Below are 22,772 nucleotides of genomic sequence, written 5' to 3' on the forward strand. Positions count from 1 at the left end.
TACCCGATCGGAGCATAGTTCCGTTAGCGCAGTTGGTGAAAGTACGTTAGCGGGGTCGGCGAAAGCGCATTAGCGCATTCGGCGAGATACGTTTGCGAAAGTGGTCATTTTTAGATTAGCGCTAACATTTGTTATCCCTTTCCGCCCACTTGACCAAAATCTTGCCGCAAGCTTGACGAACGCCAGATGTCCAACAGCTTGATTCATTCCATACCAGATTCTATGCAAAAATGCCACTAGAAGGTCGTAGACGGTAGCGGGTGCTAGGCGAGTTGAATGACATGGCTGAACCTTGTTCATCTGCGTTACACTGCCGCTTAGATGGGACAAGCTGACAAGCTCATTTACCTGCTTAAAGACCGATTAGTCGGGGGATTAATAACAATCGGCCCTCGCTGTACAAAAACTTGCCGCTTGCGTACCAAAAGACAACCTAAAACATAAGGTCGCTCTATTCATAGCGCGGCTTGTATGGTCTTGCGGCTACAGTGTCCATACGGTCGAGTTGAGGAGCGGGCATGGTAAATGATTTGAGCGGTATAGACGACCTCGAGCTGATGCCGCTGGGCGGAGGCTATATGGTGCGACGCGAACGCTTGATGAATGAGCTTATCGCCAAGGGCCGAAAGGCCGGCATCGTGGTTCTTTATGCGCCCGACGGGTTTGGGAAGACCTCGGTGCTGCTGCAGTACACCCATGAGGTTAAATGCGACCCGACGCGAGGCCCCGTGCGGATTATCGAGGCCGATCGTGCCATTGGGCGCGAGGTGTTTATGCAGCTCGAGGTGGTTACCGAAGAACTCAAAGACAAACCGCACTCCCTTATCGCGATTGATAATGTGCCAAACCTCGATCAGCACGATACCGAAGACCTCATCGACAGGATTCGCGGCCTGCGCGCTATGGGGGTAGGGGTCTTTATCTCCTGCCGTCCTTCAAATCGTCAGCTGATTCATGGGCTGGGCGATTCGGTTAAGATCAATGCGCAGATGCTCAAGGTGCATGCCTATGAGTATTCGGCGTGGGCATCGGCGTTTTCGATCAGCACATCGCTCGACTTTTATCAGCTCACGCAGGGCGTGCCCGAGCTCGTTTCGGCATTGCAGACAGGTCTGTATGGCCAAGGCGACGTAGCCGGCCTGCTCGAAAACGAGATTGTCAACGTGTATGGCGCGGCACTTGCCGATCTGGCTTCACTCGACAATAATGCGCTGTTTTGCGTGGCATGTCTCATGGTTTTGATGGGCGAGGGCAATATCGCAGAACTCGAGGCCTGTGGGGTGAGGCTGTCGATGGTCGACCAGTCCTATTTTGTACGCGACTACCCGATCTTTGGCTTGGATCCCGCCGAGCGGAGTTTTACGTGTCTAGGCACGGAGGATAACGGACGCTTGCGCTTGCGTAAGTTGGTGGCCGAGGTTCGCCCCGAACTTGTTCCGAGGGCGGCCCGGATTTTGCTTAAGGCGGGCCGATGCGATGCGGCGATGGGCCTGGCGGACGCCTTTTTGGACCGTGAAGCGGTCCTTGAACTTGCTGGGCAGTATGGGGTCGATCTGGCTCTGACGGGGCACGGGGCCGATATCTGCCGAGCGGCGCTGGGCACGATCGATGCCGACGATCCGGCTCCAGAGCCAACGCCTGCCGAAGCGCTTGGCGTATATCTGGCAGCGGTCAGCGTGTCCAATACAAAGCTCGCTCGCTATATGGCATCGGTCATCGAACGCGGGGGCGAACGGGCGGCCTGCGAAATAGACCCTGTTTCATGGAGGGTGGCCCAGACACTGACGGCTGTTTGCTATGGGGACAACGGGCTTGGGCTTCCTACGAACCTGGCCGTGCCAGAAATAGAGACGTCCCACACCGCACTCGATATGTTGTCTGCGCATATCGAGGTCAAGCGCTGCCTGACCGAGCGGGGAGATGACGGCGGCGTTCTACAGCAGCTCAAAACGAGCAAGGCCTACGATTGCGAGCTCGACATCGCGGGGATTGTTATACGGGCCGATAGCATGCTGGTGGAGCTCTTTGATGGATCGTTTGCGGGAACCGACGAGCGCGACGACGAGATGACGGTGGTGCGGGAGGCGCTCGACGTACGTGGGCTTAAGGCGATGGCTATCTGGGTGCGCATGGTGTTGGCGGCACGGCGGCTCCTTTCCGGCTTGCCGGTAACCGACGATGCGGCGTTCAACGAGCTCGATCGTTTTGCCGTGCGCATGCGCGACAACCAGATTCAGCTGTTTGGCCTGTTGCTAGAAGGTTGGCAGTCGCTGGCAGAGGGACGGCCGGTTAATGCAAAGTTCCGTGCGGTCCAAGTGCTTAAACTTGCCGAGGAGTCGATTGCGTACATGCGCGATAACGCATTGCTGCTGGAGCGCGCAGCGTATCTGCGTAACACGTCGATGGTTTCGGTACGCGAGGAAGCGGAGTTGCTCGATATAAGCCAGACGCAGGTTGGTGGAGCGGAGGCCTGGATGGTGGCGCTGCATTTGGCCTGTGCGGGCCGAGACAGCGACCTTGCGGCCTGGATGTCCATGAATCGTGCGGGGATTCTAGAGCCATCGTATCGGCTCTTTGCGCGCCTTGCCATGCATTGTCTGGGCGAGCCGGCGGGCAGGATACGCAAGAAGCTTCCCGTGCGCGAACTGTCGCGGTACTCGCTGCGCGACGATTTGGAAGGGGAGGGCGAGCGCCTGTTCCAGGCCGGCGAAGTTGAAGCCGTTGATACCATCGACCATATCGAGATTCGCATGTTTGGTGCGTTTCGCGCCGAGCGCGACGGGTTTCCCATCACGGACAAAATGTGGCGCCGCAAGAAGGCGGCGACACTTGCCGAGCGGCTTGCGCTGGGCATGGATGCGCTCGTCGATCGTGAGACGCTGGCCATGGAGCTGTGGCCCCATGCCGAATTCAATAGCGCCCGCAACAACCTGTACTCGACGATATCGCGCTTGCGGTCGGCTTTGGGGCCGACGCCGGATGGCAAGTCATGTGTGCTCATCCAAAATGAATGCATTGGGCTCAACGGCGACTACGTCAAGACCGATGTACGGCTGTTTGACCAGATAAGCCGCGAGGTTTTGGGAAATCGCACGGGTGCGCGCGGGCCCCATTTAGTTGAGCTGTGCCTTAAGACTGAGCAGCTTTATGCCGGACCGCTGTATGTTCCCAATGGCTGTAATCCCACCTACTTTTTGCGCATGCGACGCATTATGCAGTCAAAGTACATCGATTGCATGATTAAGGGAGCAAATGCCGCTCTAGAAGAAAACGATCTGCAGTCGGCGATTTGGCTGGCGGAGTCGGGGCTTCGACAGGAAACGGCGCGTGAGGATATGGTGCGCTGCGCCATGCGTGTCTACAGTGCGGCGGGGCGGAGACGCGATATCGTCGAGCTGTACAGCGGGCATATGCACCATCTGAGGGAGCAGGTCAATGGCGTGCCCGAGCCCGAGACGCGGCGTCTGTACGAGCGCTTGGTGGAGGGGCGGCTCAATCGCGTGCTGGTCGAGCGATAAAAAACGGGCGCCCGAAGTACTTGGGCACCCGTAAGCTTGCTATGTGTTGGCTCGCCGGATCATTGGCTCTTAGACGAGCTTGATCTTCTCGATGTCCTTGCGCGAGGACTCGCGATACAGCGAGAACTTGCGGCCGATAACCTGGACGACCTCGGCGTGGCAACGCTCGGCGAGCTCCTCGGCGGCCTCGCGGGCGGAAAGACTGGAGCCATCGAGCACGGAGCACTTAACAAGCTCGTGCTTCTCCAGGTAGGCGACCGTCTGCTCGACGGTGCCCTCGTTGACATCGGACTTGCCGATGATGATAGCGGGGTTGAGGTGATGGGCCATGCTGCGAAGCTGCTTGACCTGTGCTCCTGTCAGTGCCATGGGTTCTCGCTTTCTATGTATGGGGCGCCCCGCAATGGGGCCTTAATCTACGTGAGCTGTCCCACGATAGCGCAGGAACGGCGCGGTGTGGAGCGCGTTTGCCCAGTTCAAAAAGAATGCGGATGCCGAGTGAGTGGGCGGCGTGGGCTGCGAACAGGCTATGAGCTGGGAGCAGAGACCGGCTCCCATGCAATAAACGCCCAACGGACCTTGCGGACGTGGTCGAGCATATAGCGTCCCTGCGGCACACCCTTGGAGCCCGGCTCACCGGCATGGGGGTTCTCAATCATGTGCTGGGCGATGTAGTCGCGCAGACGGTCGACCTTATCCTCGTTGCCATGCTCGAGCATACGGGAAAAATCTGCTACGCCCGCTTCAAGGTTATCGAAGGTATCGCGACGAGGCGATTCAAAGTACGTAACCTGCGGCAGGGCACCCATCTGAATGAGGATATTAAAAGCATACACAAAGCCATTACTGCAGGTAACCGAGGCACCGATGGCGTTCATCAGGTGCAGGTCATAGCGCGGACTGGAGTTGGCGACCATCGTGACAGCACAACGCCGACGAGCCGTACGATCAAGCTTGGCAAGCGCGCCTTTTAGATTGGTCGTCGTAACTGACCGACTGGCAAAGGCAACATCCACCGCTTTCGCGACCGGTCCAACCAAATCCCAATCATCATCCCAAGCAAGCTCAAGCGGCGTTATGCGCCTTTCGAGTCCGTAGTACTCAATGCCGGCATCAAGCGTGCCCAGCATAGCGGGGGAGAAGTCGGCAGCAATCACAGGATGCCCAGCCTGAGCAAGCGGAATAGCAATCGACCCAGCCCCACACCCCATATCCAGCACGGACTCGCCGGGCTCAAGCGCCAACAACTTTATAAAATCCCGGGCATAAGGAGCAGTCTCAAGCGGCCGAAAATGCCGAGCCCGCTTATCCCACTCAAAAGAATCATCAGCCCGATGCCGACCAGCTTGCAGGCGCATCCATTCGCCATTCCAATCCGCAGAAAGAAGCTCAGAGCGAGCATCCCCATCAACCACGGGCTAACCTCCTAGCAACAAAAAAGCGACTCCTCCCAAAAGAAGAGCCGCAACCAGCATATATCAGAAAAAGAACCGTTCCAACGCCAAACCGCCCTCACAACCAAGGCGGGCAGGAGCGAAGCGACTGCCATACGGGATAGAACCCAACTGAGGTCCCGTTGTGCGGGAGCCCCGGGGAGGGCAAATATATAAGGTCGATCGCGAGTTCCGCACGAGCCGGAGAGCACTTAATGTGCTCTCCGTGCGAGTCAGGACTGTCCGAGCAGGCGACCTTATATATTTGCCCTCCCCGGGGCTCCTCGCCAGTCCCTCTCAGCTAGTTCTTGAGCGAGTTCAGCGGCGCCGGGAAGCGTCCACCGCGGTGGGCAAGCACGGTGCCGGCGTTGGGGTTCACCGGCATGATGGGCGCACGGCCAAACAGGCCGCCGTACTCGACGCAGTCGCCCACGCCCTTGCCGATGGCGGGAATCACGCGGACGGCCGTGGTCTTGTTGTTGATGACGCCGATGGCCATCTCGTCGGCGATGATGCCGGCGATGGTCTCGACCGGGGTGTCGCCGGGGATGGCGATCATGTCCAGGCCGACGGAGCACACACAGGTCATGGCCTCGAGCTTCTCGAGCGAAAGCGCGCCGGCCTCGACGGCGGCGATCATGCCGGCGTCCTCGGACACGGGGATAAAGGCGCCAGAGAGACCGCCCACGCTGGAGCTGGCCATGACGCCGCCCTTCTTGACGGCATCGTTGAGCATGGCGAGCGCGCAGGTCGTGCCCGGGCCACCGCAGGTGCCCACGCCGATGATCTCGAGGATGCGCGCGACGGAGTCGCCGATGGCAGGCGTGGGAGCCAGCGACAGGTCGACAATGCCCTTCTCGACACCCAGACGATGGGCGGCCTCGCGGCTCATGAGCTCGCCGGCGCGGGTGATCTTAAAGGCGGTCTGCTTAATCTTCTCGGCGACTTCCATCATCGATGCGGAGTCGGGCAGCGTCTCCAGGGCTGCGGCCATAACGCCGGGGCCCGAGACGCCTACGTTGATGACGGCGTCGGCCTCGCCACCGCCGTGAACGGCGCCCGCCATAAACGGGGAGTCCTCGACCATGTTGGCAAAGCAGACAAACTTGGAAGCGCCGACGGAGTCCTGGTCGGCCGTGAGCTTGGCGGCATCGATGATGGTCTGGGCGGCCATGAGCACGGCATCCATGTTGATACCGGCGCGCAGGCTGGCGACGTTGACGCTGGAGCAGACGCGGCTCGTGGTGGCGAGCGCCTGGGGGATGGACTGGATGACGCGGCGGTCGGCGTCGCCGATGCCCTTCTGGACGAGCGCGGAGAAGCCGCCCAGGTAATCGATGCCGAGCGTCTCGGCCGCGCGGTCGAGGGCATGCGCGATGGGGGCGAGGTCCTCATCCTTGCAGCACGCGGCGATCTGCGCCACCGGGGTGACGGAAACACGCTTGTTGACGATGGGGATACCGTACTCGCGCTCGAGGTTCTCGGCGGTCTCGACCAGATGCTCAGCCGTGTGCGTCACGTGGTCGTAGATCTTCGTGCACATGCGGTCGAGGTTCTCGTCACCGCAACCCATGAGCGAAACACCCATGGTGATGGTCCTGATGTCGAGGTTCTGCTCCTCAACCATGCCGCGGGTTTCCGCGATTTCTGCGGGCGTGATCGCCATCCTTGCGCTCCTATCTGCCAAAACGAGCATAGTCTTATCTATTCTAACGTGCCGCACGTGCCAAGTGGCGCATGCGGCACGTTTTGGTGCTCGGTTGTTTCCGTTGTGTTACTGCCCAAAGACCTCTTCGGCGATACGAGCGCTTTCGGCGGCGTCCTTGGCGTAGTAGTCCGCGCCGATCTGCTTGGCGTATTCGGGGGTGAGTACGGCGCCGCCTACGATGATCTTGACGCCCGGCACCTCAGTATGAAGCAGCTTGATGGTCTCCTCCATGGCCACGACGGTGGTAGTCATAAGCGCCGAGAGGCCGACGAGCTTAATGTCACGCTCCTTGACGGTCTTGAGCACCTCTTGCGGATCGACGTCGCGGCCCAGGTCAAAGACGGTGTAGCCGTAGTTGTCGAGCAGCATTTTGACGATGTTCTTGCCAATATCGTGGATGTCGCCCTTGACGGTGGCCACGCAGATCTTGCCCTTGTCGGCAATCTCGCCGGCGGGCATCAGGCGCTTGATGGTGTCGAAGCCCACGCGTGCGGCCTCGGCCGAGGCCATAAGCTGCGGCAAGAAGAACTTGCCCTGGTCAAAGAGGACGCCAACCTCGTCGAGGGCGGGGATAAAGTGATTGTTGATGAGGTCCATGGCGTCGTGGTCTGCCAGCAGACGCTCGGTTTCGGCAGCGATCTCGCCTTTGCGGCCCGAGACGACCATGTGGCGGATGGGGTCGTCGTTGCCGTCGGCGCCGGCGGTGCCAGCAGCGGGCGCGGCGTCGGTCGATGCGGCCTGAGCTGCTGCCGGGTTTGCGGCGATCTTATACGGATCGGTCCAGCCGGCGTAGCGCTCGATGTATCCGGTCGAGCCCTCGTCCTCAACGCTCAACACACGATAACTGTAGACGGTATCCATAAAGCGCTTGGAACCCGGGTTCATGATGGGGGCGTCCAGGCCCGCGCCAAAAGCGGCGGCCAAAAAGACCGAGCCCAGCAGCGGGCGGGCAGGCAGGCCAAAGCTGATGTTCGACACGCCGAGTGCGCATTTAACGCCCAGGCGTTCCTTGCACAGGGACATGGCGCGTAGGATCTGCTCGGCCTGGCGTTGGTTGGTCGAGGCGGTCATGACCAGGCAGTCGATGAGGATGCGGTCCGGTCCGATGCCGTAGCGGGCAGCCTCGGCCACGATGCGCTCGGCGATAGCGAAGCGAGCCTCGGCGGTATCGGGGATGCCGCCTTCGTCGAGCGTAAGGCCGACAACGTTGGTGCCGTAGTGGGCGACCAGCGGAAAGATCTCATCCATGATCTGCTGCTTGCCATTGACCGAGTTGATGATGGGCTTGCCGGCGTAGCGGCGCACGGCGGCCTCGACGGCTGCGGGGTCGGTGGAGTCGATCTGCAGCGGCAGCAGCGTGGAGCCCTGGAGCTGTTCGGTCGCCTGTTGGATGATCTTGACCTCGTCGATCTCGGGCAGGCCCACGTTGACGTCCAGAATGTCGGCGCCCTGTTCCTGCTGGCTGATGCCCTGGCTCACAACGTAGTCCAGGTCGCCGTCGCGCAGGGCCTGCTGCAGGCGCTTTTTGCCGGTGGGGTTGATGCGCTCGCCGATGACGGCGATCTTGTGGCCGTCGCAGGGAAGGTCCACGACCGTTTGGGCGCTCGTGACCGACATACTAGGCTTGCGGTGGCGCGGGCTGGGCGTGTGGTTGTCGATAAGCGTGCGCAAGACCGCCATGTGCGCCGGCGTGGTGCCGCAGCAACCGCCCACGACGCTCACGCCGTCGGCGATCATGCCGGCGACGGCCTCGGCGTATTCGGGGGCCTGGATATCAAAGACGGTGTTGCCGTCGTCGTCCACGTGGGGCAGTCCCGCATTGGCCTGCACCATAACGGGCTTGTCGGTAACGGTGAGCATACGTGCTGCGAGTCCTCGGAGCTCGGCCGGTCCCTGGCTGCAGTTGATGCCCAAAACGTCGGCGCCGATGGCATCGAGCGTGATGGCGGCGACCTCGGGGCTTGTTCCCAAGAAGGTACGGCCGTCTTCCTCAAAGGTCATGGTGGCAAAGACGGGCAGGTCGGAGTTCTCGCGGCAGGCGAGGACCGCCGCCTTGATCTCGGCCAGGTCGGTCATGGTCTCGATAATAAAGAGGTCCACACCCGCGGCGACGCCGGCGCGCACTTCCTCGGCAAAGAGGTCGTAGGCCTCGTCGAAGCTGAGGGTACCCAAGGGGCGAAGCAGCGCACCGATGGGGCCGATGTCACCGGCGACGTAGCGGGCACCGGCCTCGCGGGCACAGGCGACGGCCGCGGCAAAGACATCTGCCACGGTGGCGGCACCGTCGAGCTTGTGGGCGTTGGCGCCAAAGGTGTTGGCGGTGATCACGTCGCAGCCGGCCTCGACATATTGACGTTGGATATCGGTGATAACCTGGGGCTCCTCAAAGTTGAGCAGCTCGGGCAGGGCGCCCGCCTTCATGCCGGCGGCCTGCAACATGGTGCCCATGCCGCCGTCGAACAGCAGGTGCCCCGTGCCCTCGATGGCGGCGCCCAGGCGATCGTCCTTAATGCGCAGATCGTCGATCGTGCGCGTCTTGTACGTGGCACCGTTGCGACGTGCGGCATCAACGGGTGCCGCCAATGCAGTGCCGTCAGAATCATGAGTGATAAGCGGAGTAAACATCGGGGGCTCCTAATGGCTGGAATAGCAGGTGGTGTGGGCGGCGCGGAAGCGGCAGTGTTCGCGCATGCGGCAGATATTGCAGGTGGGGCGGCTCTGGGCGTCGTGGACCTCGCCGTCAAACAGACCGATCACCGCGGTCACGCTTTTGGTGGGCATGAGTAGGCTGGTGGGGGTGACGGTCAGGCCGATGAGCCGCGTGGCGTTGAGCGCATTGACGATCGAGCGCTGGGCCGAGAGCGGGCAGTCGCCATAGCCGGGACTAAAGCGCCAGTTGCCGGCGAGCCCATGAACGGCGGCGTCCGTCTTGACCTGCTGGTCCATTTGCTCAACGGCGGCTTCCACGTAAGCGGAGCACGCGGCGTCGAGCACGGCGCCCTCCAGGGGATGTTGGGCTCCCGTGGTGCGCAGGCGACGCTCGGCGTCCATGCCGAGGGTGCATGCCATGAGCGCGGCAAAGCGGGCATCTTTGAGATGTCGATAGATATCGCGACCTCGCAGCTCAACGTTGGTGCCGACCAGGCGAATGCAAGGTTCTCCCTGTTCGTCGACGCCCGTGGCATCGATGGCAAATACGCGGCGCACGCCACGGGGCTCAATGTCCAGTTCCAGACGTTCAACGACAAGCTCAATACGTCGTGACAGTTCGGGCTCAATCTGCTGGCCGCCGTAACCCAGATACCGCAGCATCTCGGCACGGTCGACACGGGGATGGTGCGCAGCATCGACACGGTAAAGCGCCGGCGACGCAAGGTCGGCCGGCACTTCGATAGCGGTTGTATCGATGTGCGGTTTTTCCATTACCCCAGGCGCTCCATAATGGTCGCGGCGATCGCAGGACGGTTCATAGTGTACAGGTGCAGGCCGTCGGCGCCGTGCTCCTTGAGGTCGCAAAGCTGGCGGGCTGCATAATCTACACCGGCTGCCTGCAGGCTCTCGGGGTCATTCTCGTACTTGGCGAGAATCTTGATGACGGGGGAGGGCAGCGACGCGCCGCACATAAAGACCATGCGGCTGATCTGCGACTTGCCCATAAACGGCATGATGCCCGCGGTAATGGGCACGGTGATGCCGGCCTTGTCGGCAAGCTCGCGAAAACGGTAGAAGCACTCGTTATCAAAGAAGAGCTGCGTCACAAAGAAGCTCGCGCCAGCGTCCTGTTTTTGCTTGAGGTGTTCGACCGAGAGGTTGAGATCCTCACAGGCAATGTGGCCCTCGGGGTAGGCTGCGGCGCCCACGCAAAAGCCGGCGTCGACGAGCTCGGGGATGAGGTCGCGGGCGTAGGCGTAGTCCGAGGCGGGCTTGTCGTCCTCGGTCGCGCCGGCAGGGAGATCGCCACGCAGGGCCAGGATGTTTTCCACGCCGGCGGTGCGATACTCGTCGATCTTGGCGGCGATATCGGCGTGCGACCGGCCCACGCAGGTAAGGTGTGCCACCGAGGGCGTGTCGAATTCGCTCGTAATCATATGCGCGATGGGGGCGGTGGCGGCACCGTTGCCCGAGCCGCCGGCCGAGCAGGTGACCGAGACAAAGCTCGGCGAAAGCTTGCACAGATTGCCTGCCACTTCGCGAGCCGTGTCGAGGGTCAGCTCGCCCTTGGGCGGGAACATCTCAAACGAAATGGGCGCGGTGCCCTGGGATGCTGCCTGCTTAAAAACCTCGTCGACGCGCATATCGTGCTCCTCTAGATACGTAATAGTGTGATGTGTTGTAAGGATTCTACAGCACCACTGTGCCACGGTGGAGTTTCACTCGCTATTTGAGGATACCAATCAAAGATGCCTTGCTATCGGCTTTATCTATAACAGAGCGGCTAATCTAGGCACGGACTATAAAGACTGGTATCTGATGCAAAATACCAGTTAATAGAGCTCCATCCCAAATTGACTACCCTTAAACCATGGAGAGAGGTCTGCAATTTATGCAGTTGATTGGCTGTTGAGGGTGGCAACGCCGCCTCGATAGGGTAACCTCATTGATTGGTTTCGCGACAGCAACATAACGGTAATGTCGCGGAAACACGGCGAGTCTAAGCTATGACTCGTTCGTTAGTAATCAACACCGCTTCTCACGCGGTGCCGATACGAAGGGAGTTCCGTATGGCCGAACTTACTGACCGCTTCGGGACCATGGTGTTCTCTGAGGAAGTCATGAAGGACTACCTCCCCAAGGACATTTGGAAGCGCCTTGCTGCAACCCTCGAGGGCGGTGAGCCGCTCGACCTGGATGTGGCCAACGCCGTTGCCCATGCTATGAAGGTCTGGGCCATCTCCAAGGGTGCGACGCACTACGCGCACTGGTTCCAGCCGCTTTCGGGCATTACTTCCGAGAAGCACGACAGCTTCCTGGAGCCCAACCACGACGGCACCGCCATTACCAAGTTTACGGGCAAGAACCTCATCCAGGGCGAGCCCGATGCCTCGAGCTTCCCCAACGGCGGCCTGCGCGCCACCTTCGAGGCCCGTGGCTACACCGCTTGGGATCCCACCAGCCCCGCCTTTATCAAGGACGATGTCCTGTGCATCCCCACGGCTTTCTGCTCCTACACGGGCGAGGCCCTGGACAAGAAGACCCCGCTGCTGCGTTCCATGACCGCGCTCTCGCGTGAGTCTAAGCGCGTTTTGGCGCTGTTCGGTAAAACCCCCAAGAAGGTCGTTCCTTCCGTGGGCGACGAGCAGGAGTACTTCCTGATCAAGAAGGACGCTTACCGCAAGCGCAAGGACCTGGTCATCACCGGCCGCACTCTCTTTGGTGCTGCTCCATGCAAGGGCCAGGAGCTCGAGGAGCACTACTTTGGCGCTATCCGCCCCACCGTCTCGGCCTACATGAAGGACTTGGACGATGAGCTGTGGGCGCTCGGCATTCCCGCCAAGACCAAGCACAACGAGGTCGCTCCCTGCCAGCATGAGCTCGCACCGGTCTATGGCGAGGTCAACGAGGCCATCGACCAGAATCTGGTCATGATGGAGAAGATGAAGCTCATCGCCTCCCGCCACGACTTGGTCTGTCTGCTGCACGAGAAGCCCTTTGAGGGCATCAACGGTTCGGGCAAGCACAACAACTGGTCGCTTGGCACCGAGTCCGAGAATCTGCTCGATCCGGGCGACACTCCGCTCGACAACCTGCAGTTCATCGTCTTCCTCACCGCGGTGATCGAGGCCGTCGATAACTATCAGGAGCTCCTGCGTGCCTCCGTTGCCTCGGCCGGCAACGATCATCGTCTGGGCGCCAATGAGGCCCCTCCGGCGATTATGTCCATCTTCCTGGGCGACCAGCTTACCGAGGTCGTCGAGAAGATCATCGATGGCAAGGCTTCCGTCCATGCCACGCGCGGCGTGCTCGACCTGGGCGCCGATACCCTGCCCAAGCTGATGCAGGACAACACCGACCGCAACCGCACCTCCCCGTTCGCCTTCACCGGCAACAAGTTCGAGTTCCGTGCCTGCGGCTCCGAGCAGAACGTCTCCGACTCCAACCTGGTGCTCGATGCCGCCGTGGCCAAGTCGCTCAAGTCCTTCGCCGACGCGCTCGAGGGTACGCCCGAGGATGAGTTCCAGGACGCTGCGCTCGAGTACTGCAAGAAGGTCCTGACCGACCACCAGCGCATCCTCTTCTCCGGCGATGGCTACTCCGACGAGTGGCCCGTCGAGGCCGAGAAGCGCGGCCTTGCCAACAACAAGACCACGGCCGACGCCCTGCCCGCCTTTGTTTCCGATAAGGCCATTGCGCTCTTTGAGGAGACGGGTGTCCTGACCAAGGCCGAGGCCCAGTGCCGCTACGACTGCAAGCTCGAGAAGTACAACAAGCTCATGAACATCGAGGCTACCACGATGGTTCGCGAGGCGCGTCGTACCTATCGCCCGGTCATTACCGCCTATGCCACCAAGGTCGCTAAGGGCCTTGAGACTATTCGTGCCGCCGGTGCCGAGGCCGCCATGCAGTGCGAGCAGAACACGCTCAACAAGCTCTGCAACGGTATCACCGCCATCAACGACTCCATCAAGGCGCTCGACGCCGTGCATCAGAAGGCCGAAGCCCTCGATGGTCAGGAGCAGGCCAACGTGTACGCGCACGAGGTCGTTCCCGCTATGGATGCGCTGCGTGCCGCCGTGGATGCGATGGAGGAGATCGTGGCCGCCGACTACTGGCCGGTCCCGACCTACGACGACATCCTGTTCTACGTGTAGAGCGTAACTGACATATCGTCACGGTATTGAGCCGGGGTCCGCATCGTGCGGGCCCCGGTTTTTGTTTGCGAAGGACGTTTAGGAGTCCGTTTTGCAACTGATTCGCCCACGTAATAAGGGGCCGTGGGCAAAAAACGTCAAATATGAGTACTGTCACAAGTCCTGTAACATTATTTATTTGCAAAATATGTAGCGTTACGCAACATATGTCCAAGTACTTAGCCGATAAACGTCTGCAATTTTTCCGCCGTAGGACGCCTGACGGCTAAATCGCCTTCTGAAGGCATGAAATCGCTGTAACTAAAATGGTAACAGTACTCATATTTGCCATTTTTTGACCACAGGCCTTGCGATGATGCCGGGATCCGCACCCTGTCGGGTTCGAATCCCGGCATATCGGTAGCAAAGAGCCCGCTACCGCGAGGGTAACGGGCTCTTCAATTCAAATGGTGCCCCCAGCGGGATGTCCGCGTGCGGCTGGCGCCGCCCGCTTTCGCTGCGTCGCTCCGCTCCTTGCGTGCTGCGCTGGAAAACGCTCGCGCGTTTCCTCAGCTCCGCACCCTGTCGGGTTCGAATCCCGACATATCGGTAGCAAAAAGCCCGCTACCGAATTGGTAACGGGCTTCACATCTCAAATGGTGCCCCCAGCGGGATTCGAACCCGCGATATCCACCTTGAAAGGGTGGCGTCCTTGGCCGCTAGACGATGGGGACAGCGGGAAAGAGTATAGCAGACTTTTTTAGCCGTTCACATATCGTTGGCAAACTGAAAAACCACCACAAAGGTACCTGTCCCCTTTGTGGTTGTGAGGTGCTAGGGGAGGAGCTTCATGGCGGCGTCGTGGGCGGCGTGCTCGTAGATGTCGTCGAGGGGCGTGAGCGGCAGCAGGGCTGTGGCCTGCGCATCGCCGCGGCGCTCGAGGGCATGGGCGATCAGCCAGTCGGCGAGCTCGGGGTTCTTGGGCAGCGCCGGGCCATGCAGGTACGTGCCGATGACGCCCTTGTAGATCAGGCCCTCAAAGCCATCGTCGCCGTTGTTGCCGGTGCCCGTGACGACGGACGTTCCGAGCGGCGTGGCCTCAGCGTCCAAAAGCGTGCGGCCGCCGTGGTTCTCGAATCCCACAAAGGGCTCGGGTGCCAGGTCGGTCTTGACGGCTACGTTGCCGATCAGGCGGTCGGAGCCGCGCACGGTCTCGGCGGCAATGACGCCCAGGCCCTCAATGCGATCGTCGCCCATGTAGTACGAACGGCCGAGCAGCTGATAGCTGCCACAGATGGCAAGCAGCGAGCCGCCATCCTCAACATAGGCCGCGACCTTGTCTTTTTGGGCGAGCAGCTCGTGTGCCACGGCTAGCTGGTCGCGGTCGGAGCCACCACCCATCATGACGATGTCGGCGTCGGTGAGATCGAGCGACTCGCCCATGCGGACCTCGTCCACGCGAACGGGGATGCCGCGCCAGGCGCAGCGACGCTCGAGGGCGATAACGTTGCCGCCGTCGCCGTAGAGGTTAAGGGCATCGGGATACAGGTAGACGATGCGCAGCGGGCGCGAAAGCTCGACTGGCGCGATGCCGACAGGAAGAGCGCTGCCGTCGGCACGGGCTACGGCGCGCCCGGCAACAGCGTCGGCGGTGGCGCCTTTCAGCCCGTCGAGCTCCTTGACCAGCGGCGGGAAGGCCGTGTAGTTGGCGACGGCGTAGAAGGTGTCATCGGCGGCCTCGTCTGCCACGGCGCCAATTGCCTGCGCGACGTCCGAGATAATCGCGGCATCGATGCCGGCGTACTTGAGGCGCACCTGCATGTCGTGCGCACGCGTGCCTCCGGCAAAGGCGACAAGCCCTGGGGTATCGGCGATGCGCTCGAAGTCGACGTCGTAGATCCACGATACATCGTGTCCGTCGGCGTCGTTGTCGTTAAGGAAGAAAGCGCAGAGTCTGCCGCCTGCCGTCTTGATGGACTGAATCTGGCGATCGAAGCCTACGGGATTCTTGGCCAGGTTGGCCTCGACGGTGCGGCCGGCGATATCCCAGCGGCCCATGCGTCCGCCGGCGGGGACGTAGGCATCGAGCGTGGGCTGCAGATGCGCCGGGTCCACGCCCAACTCATGTGCGGCAAAGAATGCAGCGGCAACGTTATAGACCATGTACAGACCGTTGTAGCGTGTGGCGATGTGTGCGGCAGCCGCGTCGGGCGCAGATCCAAAGACCAGGTCAAAGCCGTAGCCGTCGCAGCCGAGCTCCACGCCCGTCACACGGCGGACCAGTGCGGGGCGTGCCCAACCGCACGAGGGGCAATGGTAGGCGCCGAGTTGACCATACTGCACATAGTCGTACTCCAACGGGGCGTTGCACTGCGAGCAAAAGCGCGAGTCGCTAATACGGTCGGACTCGGTGTCGGTGGCGCCGTCGATGCCAAAGGCGATGCTTGTGTTGGGGACGCGTGCGGCAATCGAGGCACATAGCGGATCGTCGGCGTTGTAGATGAGCGTCGTTGCCGGCGAAAGCTCCAGCGCGTGGGCGATGACGTCCTGGGTGTGGTCAATCTCGCCATAGCGATCTAGCTGGTCACGGAACAGGTTGAGCAGCACGAAGTACGTCGGCTTGAGCTTGGGCAGGACGCGCACGGTGTAGAGCTCATCGCATTCAAAAACGCCCACGCGCTTGCCGCCGCCGGCTCGCTTGAGGCCGCTGCGCGCTTCGAGCAGTGCGCCCACCACGCCCGGCTCCATGTTGTTGCCGGCGCGGTTGCATACCACGGTGGCGCCGCTGGCGGCAACGGCGTCGGCGATGAGGTTGGAGGTGGTGGTCTTGCCATTAGTACCCGTGATCACCACGCTGCGGTCGACAAGGCCGGCGAGGTCGCTCAGCAGCTCGGGGTCGATCTTCATGGCGATACGGCCGGGGAGTACGCCGCCCTGGCGCTTAAGGATGGAGCGCAGCCCCCAGCGGGCGATATCGCTCGAGGTGCAGGCGAGAGATGAGCGGAAGTTCATGAAGCCGTTCCTAACGTGAATGACATGGTCGTGGCGTTTGCGCCGTTAAAAGCCGTAGCGGCGCGCAAACTCCTGGGCAAGCTGCGAAACGTCTTCGCAGGCATTGGCCCAGGGGGCAAAGTCGGGGGTATCCGAGATGATGCCGTCGGCTTCCCAAACCGCCTGGTGCGAGAGATCCCAGGGGTCGCGCGGCTCGGGTCGGCAGGGAAGGTACGGCGTCTGGTACATGGGGTTCAGCAAGAAGAACGCGCCGCCCTCGCAGCGGTTGGCAAACTCACGCAGCGCGCGTGTCGCCGGGCGCATCTTGTTTGTTTTGAATAGCAGAATCGTGCGGGCGAGCAGATACCAAGGAGAGTTCTCGAGCGCGTCAGTCCCGATCTCTTCCTCGAGCTGGTGGGCCAGGGCAAAAAAGCCGTTCTGGTCTTCCAGACGAGCGAGGGCGAGCAACACGGTGCCTGCGGCTCGGGTGGGGTAGCCTTCCGCCTTAAGGACGCGGCGGGCGTAGTTGGCGGCAGCACGGTAACGAGCGCTCGCCATGCACAGCTGCGAGATGGCCTCGAGTGTGTGAAGCCACCCGATAAGAGTCGGCTCGCTCACGGTAAGGTCTGTTGCGGTGACACCGTCGGCCAAAACATTATTGGCCCAGTAGTGCGGGGCTTCCATGTCGAACCCGGGCACGCTTTGCTGCAGGTAATCGGCCGTGGTCGCCTCGAGCTTCATCAGGTCGCCCAGGCAGGCGTCGACGGGTGTGTCGGCCAGGATGATGGCGAGCAGCTGCGCGTCGAGGACATACGCATCGACGCGGACGATCTTGAGCAGCTCATCGCGCATGTCGTCGAACAGGCGATTGCGCGTCTGCTCAAACTCCTCGTCACTGCCCATGTCCTCGATGCGATGGAGCTCGTCGAGCAGGTGGCGATGAACACCGGCGTAGGACAGCAGCGCCTGGGCATGCTCGGACTGCGCATACTTTTGGGGATTCGCGCTAATGTCGTTATGGACAAGCTCGCGTGCTGCATCGGTGAGCTCGGGGTGCGACGCCAGATAGGTGCGCTCCAGGTAGGCGGGGATGTAGACGCTCGGATCCATTAGAGGTCTCCTCCCTTAAACGGCAAACCCTGCTCGGCTGCGCGCAGGATGCGCTCGTCGATTTGGGAGCGCACGATGTCGTTGGTGGCGACCCAGGCGGCAAAGCTGGCGTTGTCGGGGGCGCCCAGGCCCTCCTGCAGTACCGGCGTCGCCTCGGACAGCGCAAGGACGAGCTCGTCGGTGGAGCCCACACCCACGTTGACGCGGGCATAGACGCCATCGGGAAACTCGGTTTGGAAGTAGAGCGCCTCGGCCGCGTGCGGGCACGAGCGTGCGAGGATGCGCAAATAGTGCTCGGCGCCCTCGTAGTCCAGTTCGCGCCAGGCTGCGCTCATCAGTGCGATGAGCGTCCACGGGTCCAAGTCGCGCTCCGCATCTTTGGGGCGGCGCAGCGGGGTATTCGCGAGGTACGGCACGGAGTGAGCGGAGCGAAAGCGCTTGAGCTCCTCGGCGGGGTATTCGAGCTTTGCCATGGCGAGCATCGCGGTGTGGCGGACACCAGCGGGGTCGTTGGGCGCAAAGTCCAAGCTGCGATTTGCGGCTTCGAGCGACATGCGGTAGCGTCCGCTAATGAGCGCGCGCGATGCCAAGGCGGCAAGCCAGCGCAGGTAGGGACGGCGCATAAGGTCGCCTGCGGCCTCACGCTCGTAGGGGTCCTGCGCCGAGGCGATCTTGAGCGCCAGATCGTGCTCCACCTCGTCGCACTTGGACACCAGATACTGCACGTATTCCTCGTTGGATTCGGCGGTGAGCGCCGTCAGCATGCGCTGGGCATCCCAGTTGGCCGGATCGAGTGCGGCAGCCTCGAGGAGCATGTTCTCGGCAGCTGCCTCTTCCTGCTCTGCCTGGGTATCGTCAGGGATAAAGGGAATGCGGTAGTCGACAGCCTCGACCACCTTGGCAATGAGGTGCCCGGCGCGGTCGCGGTCGTGCACGATGAGCGGTGCGGGGTTGCGGGTGAATTGTTCCATCAGACGCTCTACGGCGGCAGCGTCGGTGAGCGGGATATTGTCGCGGCGCAAGGCCTCAAGAACGAGGCGATGGCAATCCTCTTGAATGGGATCGAATGCCATGGGGCCTCCTTTGCTGCGGTTAGGGTTCAAATATCTCTACATAAGGTTCTAGTTTACCCGCATGTGGCACACCGGGGGTGCCGCACTTGGACATGCACCTTTGCACCACGAAGACGGATGTCGCACAAATGTCGGCACCTTGGACGACTGAGTGGTATCACGGTGCCGCAAACGGTCGATTTTTGGCGGCGAACGGAGCGCATTTTGGAGCGGCACAGTCCTGCCCGGGATATGTGGTCAACCTTGATAAAACGTTTGCCCAGCTTGGGAGTATGGATGCCGCACAAGGGTCTTCAGGGATAGAAAAAACGTTTCATCATTGTTGGCTTTAGGTGAATAACTGACCAACCAGAACGGTAAAATAGTGTTTGTCTGAGCGTTGAGACGTTTAGACATCGCGTATTGTCATCGCCGGCAACGCGCAAACCGGTCCTAACGGAGCCAATTGGGTGCTCCGTTATATACGCAAGTCTAAGAGGGGCTTGTTTAGGAGGCACAGTATGGGACGTTTTACCAATCCTCGCGATCTGTACTTTGGTGAGGGCGCTCGCCACGAGGTGAAGAACCTCAAGGGCAAGAAGGCCATCATCGTTTCTGGCGGCAGCTCTATGCGCCGCGGCGGGTTCCTGCAGGACGTTGAGGCCGACCTTAAGGAAGGCGGTTTCGAGGTCAAGCTGTTCGAGGGCGTCGAGTCCGACCCGTCCATCGAGACGGTCATGAAGGGCGCCGAGGCCATGCGCGAGTTCGAGCCCGACTGGATTATCGCCATCGGCGGCGGTTCGCCCATCGATGCCGCTAAGGCCATGTGGGTCTTCTACGAGTATCCCGAGGAGTCCTTCGATAACATCATCCAGCCGTTCAGCTTCCCCGAGCTGCGTCAGAAGGCTCACTTCTGCGCCATCTCCTCTACCTCCGGCACCGCTACCGAGGTCACTGCCTTCTCCGTCATCACCGACTACGCCAAGGGCATCAAGTACCCGCTGGCCGACTTCAACATCACTCCTGATGTCGCCATCGTCGACCCCGAGCTCACCTACACCATGCCCGCCAAGCTGTGCGCTCATACCGGCATGGACGCTCTGACCCACTGCATGGAGGCCTACGTTTCCACCTGCGCCTCTATGTTCACCGACGCCAACGCTCTGCACGGCATCCGCGAGATCGTCGAGTGGCTGCCCAAGTCCTATGCTGGCGACCATGAGGCCCGTCAGCACATGCACGAGGCTCAGTGCATCGCCGGTATCGCCTTCTCCTCGGGCCTGCTCGGCATCGTTCACTCCATGGCTCACAAGACCGGTGCAGCCTTTGAGAACGGTCACATCATCCACGGTGCTGCTAACGCCATGTACCTGGGCAAGGTCATCCAGTGGAACTCCAAGGACCCGCGTGCTGCCGAGCGTTATGCATACGTGGCCAAGGAGATCCTGCACCTTCCCGGCGAGACCAACGAGGAGCTCATCGCTGCGCTCGTCCAGAAGATTCGCGACCTCAACGACCAGCTCAACATTCCGCAGTCCATCAAGGATTACGCGAATGGTGGCGTGAAGGTCGACGCCGAGAACCCGCAGATGGTTTCCGAGGAGGAGTTCCTCGCCAAGCTGCCCGAGATCGCCGCGAACGCCGAGCAGGACGCTTGCACGCCCGAGAACCCTCGTGAGACCAAGGCTGCCGACTTCGAGAAGATCCTCAAGGCCTGCTACTACGACACCGACATCGATTTCTAATCGACTCTTGTTATCGTAACGAGGGGCTCCGCACGTATCTGTACGGAGCCCCTTTCTTTTTTCTTTTAGAGAATGGGATAGTTATGGCTGCAATTTTCAATAGCCCCAGCAAGTACATCCAGGGTCCGGACGAGCTCGCCAAGCTCGGCTCCTATGTCGAGCCGCTTGGCGCTAAGGCCCTCGTCATCGTGACGCCTTCGGGCAAGAAGCGCGTCGGTGCCAAGATCGAGGGCGGCTTTGCCGAGGCTAAGGCCGAGCTGCTGTTTGAGGACTTTAACGGCGAGTGCTCCAAGGGCGAGGTCGATCGCCTGGTTGCATTCGCTCGCGACAACGGTTGCGACATCATCGTCGGCGTCGGTGGCGGCAAGATCCTCGACACCGCGAAGGCCGTCGCCTATTACCTGGAGTCCCCGGTTATCATTTGTCCCACCATTGCTTCGACCGACGCCCCGTGTTCGGCGCTTTCGGTGCTCTATACCGATGACGGCCAGTTCGACAAGTACCTCTTCCTTAAGGCAAACCCCAACATTGTCCTGATGGATACGACGGTTATCGCGGCGAGCCCGGTGCGCCTGACGGTTTCCGGTATGGGCGATGCGCTCGCAACCTACTTTGAGGCCCAGGCGACGCACGATGCCGACGGTGGCACTTGCGCCGGCGGCAAGGGCGGTATGGCTGGTCTGGCACTTGCCAAGCTCTGCTACGAGACGCTTATGGCCGATGGCGTGAAGGCCAAGGTCGCGTTGGAGAAAGGTGCGCTGACGCCTGCCGTGGAGCACATCATCGAGGCAAACACGCTGCTCTCCGGCATTGGCTTTGAGAGCTCGGGCCTTGCTGCTGCTCATGCCATCCACAATGGCCTGACGATGCTGCCCGAGTGCCACGGCATGTATCACGGCGAGAAGGTCGCCTTTGGCACCATCGTCCAGCTGGTACTCGAGGATGCTCCGACCGAGAAGCTCGAGGAAGTCTTGGGCTTCTGCAGTGAGCTGGGCCTGCCGGTCACGATGAAGGAACTTGGCGTTGCCGAGCTTACGCGCGAGCAGGCCATGATTGTTGCCGAGGCCGCCTGCGCGCCCGATGACACCATGTGCAACATGCCGTTTGAGGTGACGCCCGAGATGGTCGCAAACGCCATCCTGGGTGCCGACGCGCTGGGCCACTACTATCTCATGGATGAGTAAATCAAGCTAAGGAAGGGGCAAAGCCAGCAGATGGCTTTGCCCCTTTTTGCTATGGTGCAAAGGGGTCAGGTTACTTTGCACCAATTGTTGTTGATGAAAGGGCGGATTCTCGTATGGCGCTTCCCATGGTTTATGGCGGTCCCGGTCGGTATGTTCAGGGGCCGGGTGAGCTCTCGCGTCAGGGCAGGTATTTGTCATGGTTGGGCTGCGCTGCCTATGTCTTGTTTGACCAGGGCACCGAGGATCGGCTGTGTAGGCAGATCGTCGATGGATTTCTGGATGAAGATCTAAGCGAGCCGTTCTTTAAGATCTATAACGGTCCGTGTACGGAAGAGGCCGTTGTAAAAATGGCTAAGGAAGCCCGGGCTGAGTATTGCGACATGGTGGTGGGTATTGGCGGCGGCAAGATGCTCGATATCGCCAAGGCCGTTGCGTTTTATGCTGAGCTGCCGTTGTGTGTATGCCCCACGGCGGCATCGATGGATGGTCCGTGCAGCGCGATTTCGGTGCTGTATCACGAGGATGGGTCGTTCGACCGCTACCTGATGCTCGAGAAGAATCCAGACCTGGTCGTGGTCGATACCAACGTGGTCGCGGCGGCCCCGCTGCGTATGACGGTCGCTGGCATGGGCGATGCGCTGGCAACGTATTTCGAGGCGCGTTCGTGCGCCGCGGCGCACGGCGCCAACGAGCACGGTGGCGCGCCGGGACACTTGGCCTTGGTTGCGGCTCGTGCCTGCTATGACACACTCATGGAGTGCGGCGTCGCTGCCAAGCGCGATCTCAAAAAGGGCCGTACATCGCCAGCGGTTGAGCGCCTGATCGAGTGCAATATTCTGCTCTCGGGTGTTGGCTTTGAGAGTGGTGGCCTAGCGCTTGCCCATGCCATAGCCAACGGCCTGACGATTCTGCCCGAGTGCAAGGCCATGCATGGTGAGGCCGTGGCATTTGGCCTGGCGGTGCAGCTGCGCCTGGAGCGTGCGCCCGAGCTTAATCAGGTGCTCGAGTTTTGTCAGCGCGTCGGTCTGCCGACGACGCTCGAGGAGCTGGGCCTTGACGAGATTTCCGATGCCGACCTGATGAGCGTTGCAGATGCGGCCTTTAGAAACGAACGCAATATGGCTAACGAACAGGCCAAGGTGACCAGACAAAAGCTCGTGCAGCTCATGCGCGAGGCATAGCTAGGCGCTTGATCGACCTTGTGCAATCGAGGCGGCGATAGGCATAGGCTATTTGCCTCAAA

Annotated in this window: 14 protein-coding genes and 1 tRNA gene; 5 read left to right on the forward strand and 10 right to left on the reverse strand. The window is 61.0% G+C overall.

Going from position 1 to position 22,772, the window contains the following annotated elements:
- The first annotated feature begins 518 nt into the window (after positions 1-518).
- Positions 519-3,518, forward strand: coding sequence for an AfsR/SARP family transcriptional regulator (locus RX395_RS07375; protein WP_316366582.1), 3,000 nt, complete (start codon positions 519-521; stop codon positions 3,516-3,518).
- 69 nt (positions 3,519-3,587) lie between these two features.
- Here RX395_RS07375 and RX395_RS07380 read toward each other — a convergent pair whose 3' ends face one another.
- From RX395_RS07380 to RX395_RS07405, 6 genes are all read right to left on the reverse strand, one after another.
- Entirely contained in the window at positions 3,588-3,887 is a 300-nt protein-coding gene (locus RX395_RS07380) for a YhbY family RNA-binding protein (RefSeq protein WP_006234690.1), read from the reverse strand.
- 158 nt (positions 3,888-4,045) lie between these two features.
- A complete protein-coding gene (locus tag RX395_RS07385; RefSeq protein WP_316366632.1) occupies positions 4,046-4,876 on the reverse strand; it encodes a methyltransferase domain-containing protein in 831 nt (276 codons plus the stop codon).
- Positions 4,877-5,252: 376 nt separating this feature from the next.
- The gene (locus RX395_RS07390) at positions 5,253-6,617 is read right to left on the reverse strand and encodes a PFL family protein (RefSeq protein ID WP_316366583.1); all 1,365 of its coding nucleotides are present in this window, start codon (positions 6,615-6,617) and stop codon (positions 5,253-5,255) included.
- Between the two features lie 108 nt (positions 6,618-6,725).
- Entirely contained in the window at positions 6,726-9,284 is a 2,559-nt protein-coding gene (locus RX395_RS07395; protein ID WP_316366585.1) for a homocysteine S-methyltransferase family protein, read from the reverse strand.
- Positions 9,285-9,293: 9 nt separating this feature from the next.
- Positions 9,294-10,082: a hypothetical protein gene (locus tag RX395_RS07400; protein ID WP_316366587.1), complete on the reverse strand. Its 789-nt coding sequence runs from the start codon at positions 10,080-10,082 to the stop codon at positions 9,294-9,296.
- Positions 10,082-10,954, reverse strand: a complete 873-nt coding sequence (locus tag RX395_RS07405; protein ID WP_006234684.1) for a methylenetetrahydrofolate reductase — start codon at positions 10,952-10,954, stop codon at positions 10,082-10,084. The genes RX395_RS07400 and RX395_RS07405 overlap by 1 nt, the downstream gene beginning before the upstream one ends.
- A gap of 426 nt (positions 10,955-11,380) precedes the next feature.
- Here RX395_RS07405 and RX395_RS07410 point away from each other — a divergent pair, with 426 nt between their 5' ends.
- Positions 11,381-13,468, forward strand: a complete 2,088-nt coding sequence (locus RX395_RS07410) for a glutamine synthetase III family protein (protein WP_316366589.1) — start codon at positions 11,381-11,383, stop codon at positions 13,466-13,468.
- 636 nt (positions 13,469-14,104) lie between these two features.
- Here RX395_RS07410 and RX395_RS07415 read toward each other — a convergent pair.
- The 4 genes from RX395_RS07415 to RX395_RS07430 all read right to left on the reverse strand — a co-directional run bounded on the left by RX395_RS07415 (position 14,105) and on the right by RX395_RS07430 (position 18,621).
- Positions 14,105-14,181 (reverse strand) — tRNA-Glu (locus RX395_RS07415).
- 100 nt (positions 14,182-14,281) lie between these two features.
- Positions 14,282-16,459 (reverse strand): MurT ligase domain-containing protein, encoded by a 2,178-nt coding sequence (locus RX395_RS07420; protein ID WP_316366591.1) that lies wholly within the window; start codon positions 16,457-16,459, stop codon positions 14,282-14,284.
- Between the two features lie 45 nt (positions 16,460-16,504).
- A complete protein-coding gene (locus RX395_RS07425) occupies positions 16,505-17,548 on the reverse strand; it encodes a hypothetical protein (RefSeq protein ID WP_316366593.1) in 1,044 nt (347 codons plus the stop codon).
- Positions 17,548-18,621, reverse strand: coding sequence for a hypothetical protein (locus tag RX395_RS07430; protein WP_316366595.1), 1,074 nt, complete (start codon positions 18,619-18,621; stop codon positions 17,548-17,550). The genes RX395_RS07425 and RX395_RS07430 overlap by 1 nt, the downstream gene beginning before the upstream one ends.
- 500 nt (positions 18,622-19,121) lie before the next feature.
- On the opposite strand from RX395_RS07430, the gene RX395_RS07435 reads away from it, so the two are divergent.
- From RX395_RS07435 to RX395_RS07445, 3 genes are all read left to right on the forward strand, one after another.
- Entirely contained in the window at positions 19,122-20,345 is a 1,224-nt protein-coding gene (locus RX395_RS07435) for an iron-containing alcohol dehydrogenase (RefSeq protein WP_035136916.1), read from the forward strand.
- Between the two features lie 83 nt (positions 20,346-20,428).
- Positions 20,429-21,529, forward strand: coding sequence for a glycerol dehydrogenase (locus RX395_RS07440; protein ID WP_316366597.1), 1,101 nt, complete (start codon positions 20,429-20,431; stop codon positions 21,527-21,529).
- A gap of 113 nt (positions 21,530-21,642) precedes the next feature.
- Positions 21,643-22,710 (forward strand): glycerol dehydrogenase, encoded by a 1,068-nt coding sequence (locus tag RX395_RS07445; protein WP_316366599.1) that lies wholly within the window; start codon positions 21,643-21,645, stop codon positions 22,708-22,710.
- Positions 22,711-22,772 lie beyond the last annotated feature (62 nt).

The sequence above is a fragment of the Collinsella aerofaciens genome, assembly GCF_032584215.1.
GTDB lineage: Bacteria > Actinomycetota > Coriobacteriia > Coriobacteriales > Coriobacteriaceae > Collinsella.

Coding starts and splice junctions, on each gene's coding strand:
- RX395_RS07375 (WP_316366582.1), top strand. CDS start 519: ATGGTAAATGATTTGAGCGGTATAGACGACCTCGAGCTGATGCCGCTG.
- RX395_RS07380 (WP_006234690.1), bottom strand. CDS start 3,887: ATGGCACTGACAGGAGCACAGGTCAAGCAGCTTCGCAGCATGGCCCAT.
- RX395_RS07385 (WP_316366632.1), bottom strand. CDS start 4,876: ATGCGCCTGCAAGCTGGTCGGCATCGGGCTGATGATTCTTTTGAGTGG.
- RX395_RS07390 (WP_316366583.1), bottom strand. CDS start 6,617: ATGGCGATCACGCCCGCAGAAATCGCGGAAACCCGCGGCATGGTTGAG.
- RX395_RS07395 (WP_316366585.1), bottom strand. CDS start 9,284: ATGTTTACTCCGCTTATCACTCATGATTCTGACGGCACTGCATTGGCG.
- RX395_RS07400 (WP_316366587.1), bottom strand. CDS start 10,082: ATGGAAAAACCGCACATCGATACAACCGCTATCGAAGTGCCGGCCGAC.
- RX395_RS07405 (WP_006234684.1), bottom strand. CDS start 10,954: ATGCGCGTCGACGAGGTTTTTAAGCAGGCAGCATCCCAGGGCACCGCG.
- RX395_RS07410 (WP_316366589.1), top strand. CDS start 11,381: ATGGCCGAACTTACTGACCGCTTCGGGACCATGGTGTTCTCTGAGGAA.
- RX395_RS07420 (WP_316366591.1), bottom strand. CDS start 16,459: ATGAACTTCCGCTCATCTCTCGCCTGCACCTCGAGCGATATCGCCCGC.
- RX395_RS07425 (WP_316366593.1), bottom strand. CDS start 17,548: ATGGATCCGAGCGTCTACATCCCCGCCTACCTGGAGCGCACCTATCTG.
- RX395_RS07430 (WP_316366595.1), bottom strand. CDS start 18,621: ATGGCATTCGATCCCATTCAAGAGGATTGCCATCGCCTCGTTCTTGAG.
- RX395_RS07435 (WP_035136916.1), top strand. CDS start 19,122: ATGGGACGTTTTACCAATCCTCGCGATCTGTACTTTGGTGAGGGCGCT.
- RX395_RS07440 (WP_316366597.1), top strand. CDS start 20,429: ATGGCTGCAATTTTCAATAGCCCCAGCAAGTACATCCAGGGTCCGGAC.
- RX395_RS07445 (WP_316366599.1), top strand. CDS start 21,643: ATGGCGCTTCCCATGGTTTATGGCGGTCCCGGTCGGTATGTTCAGGGG.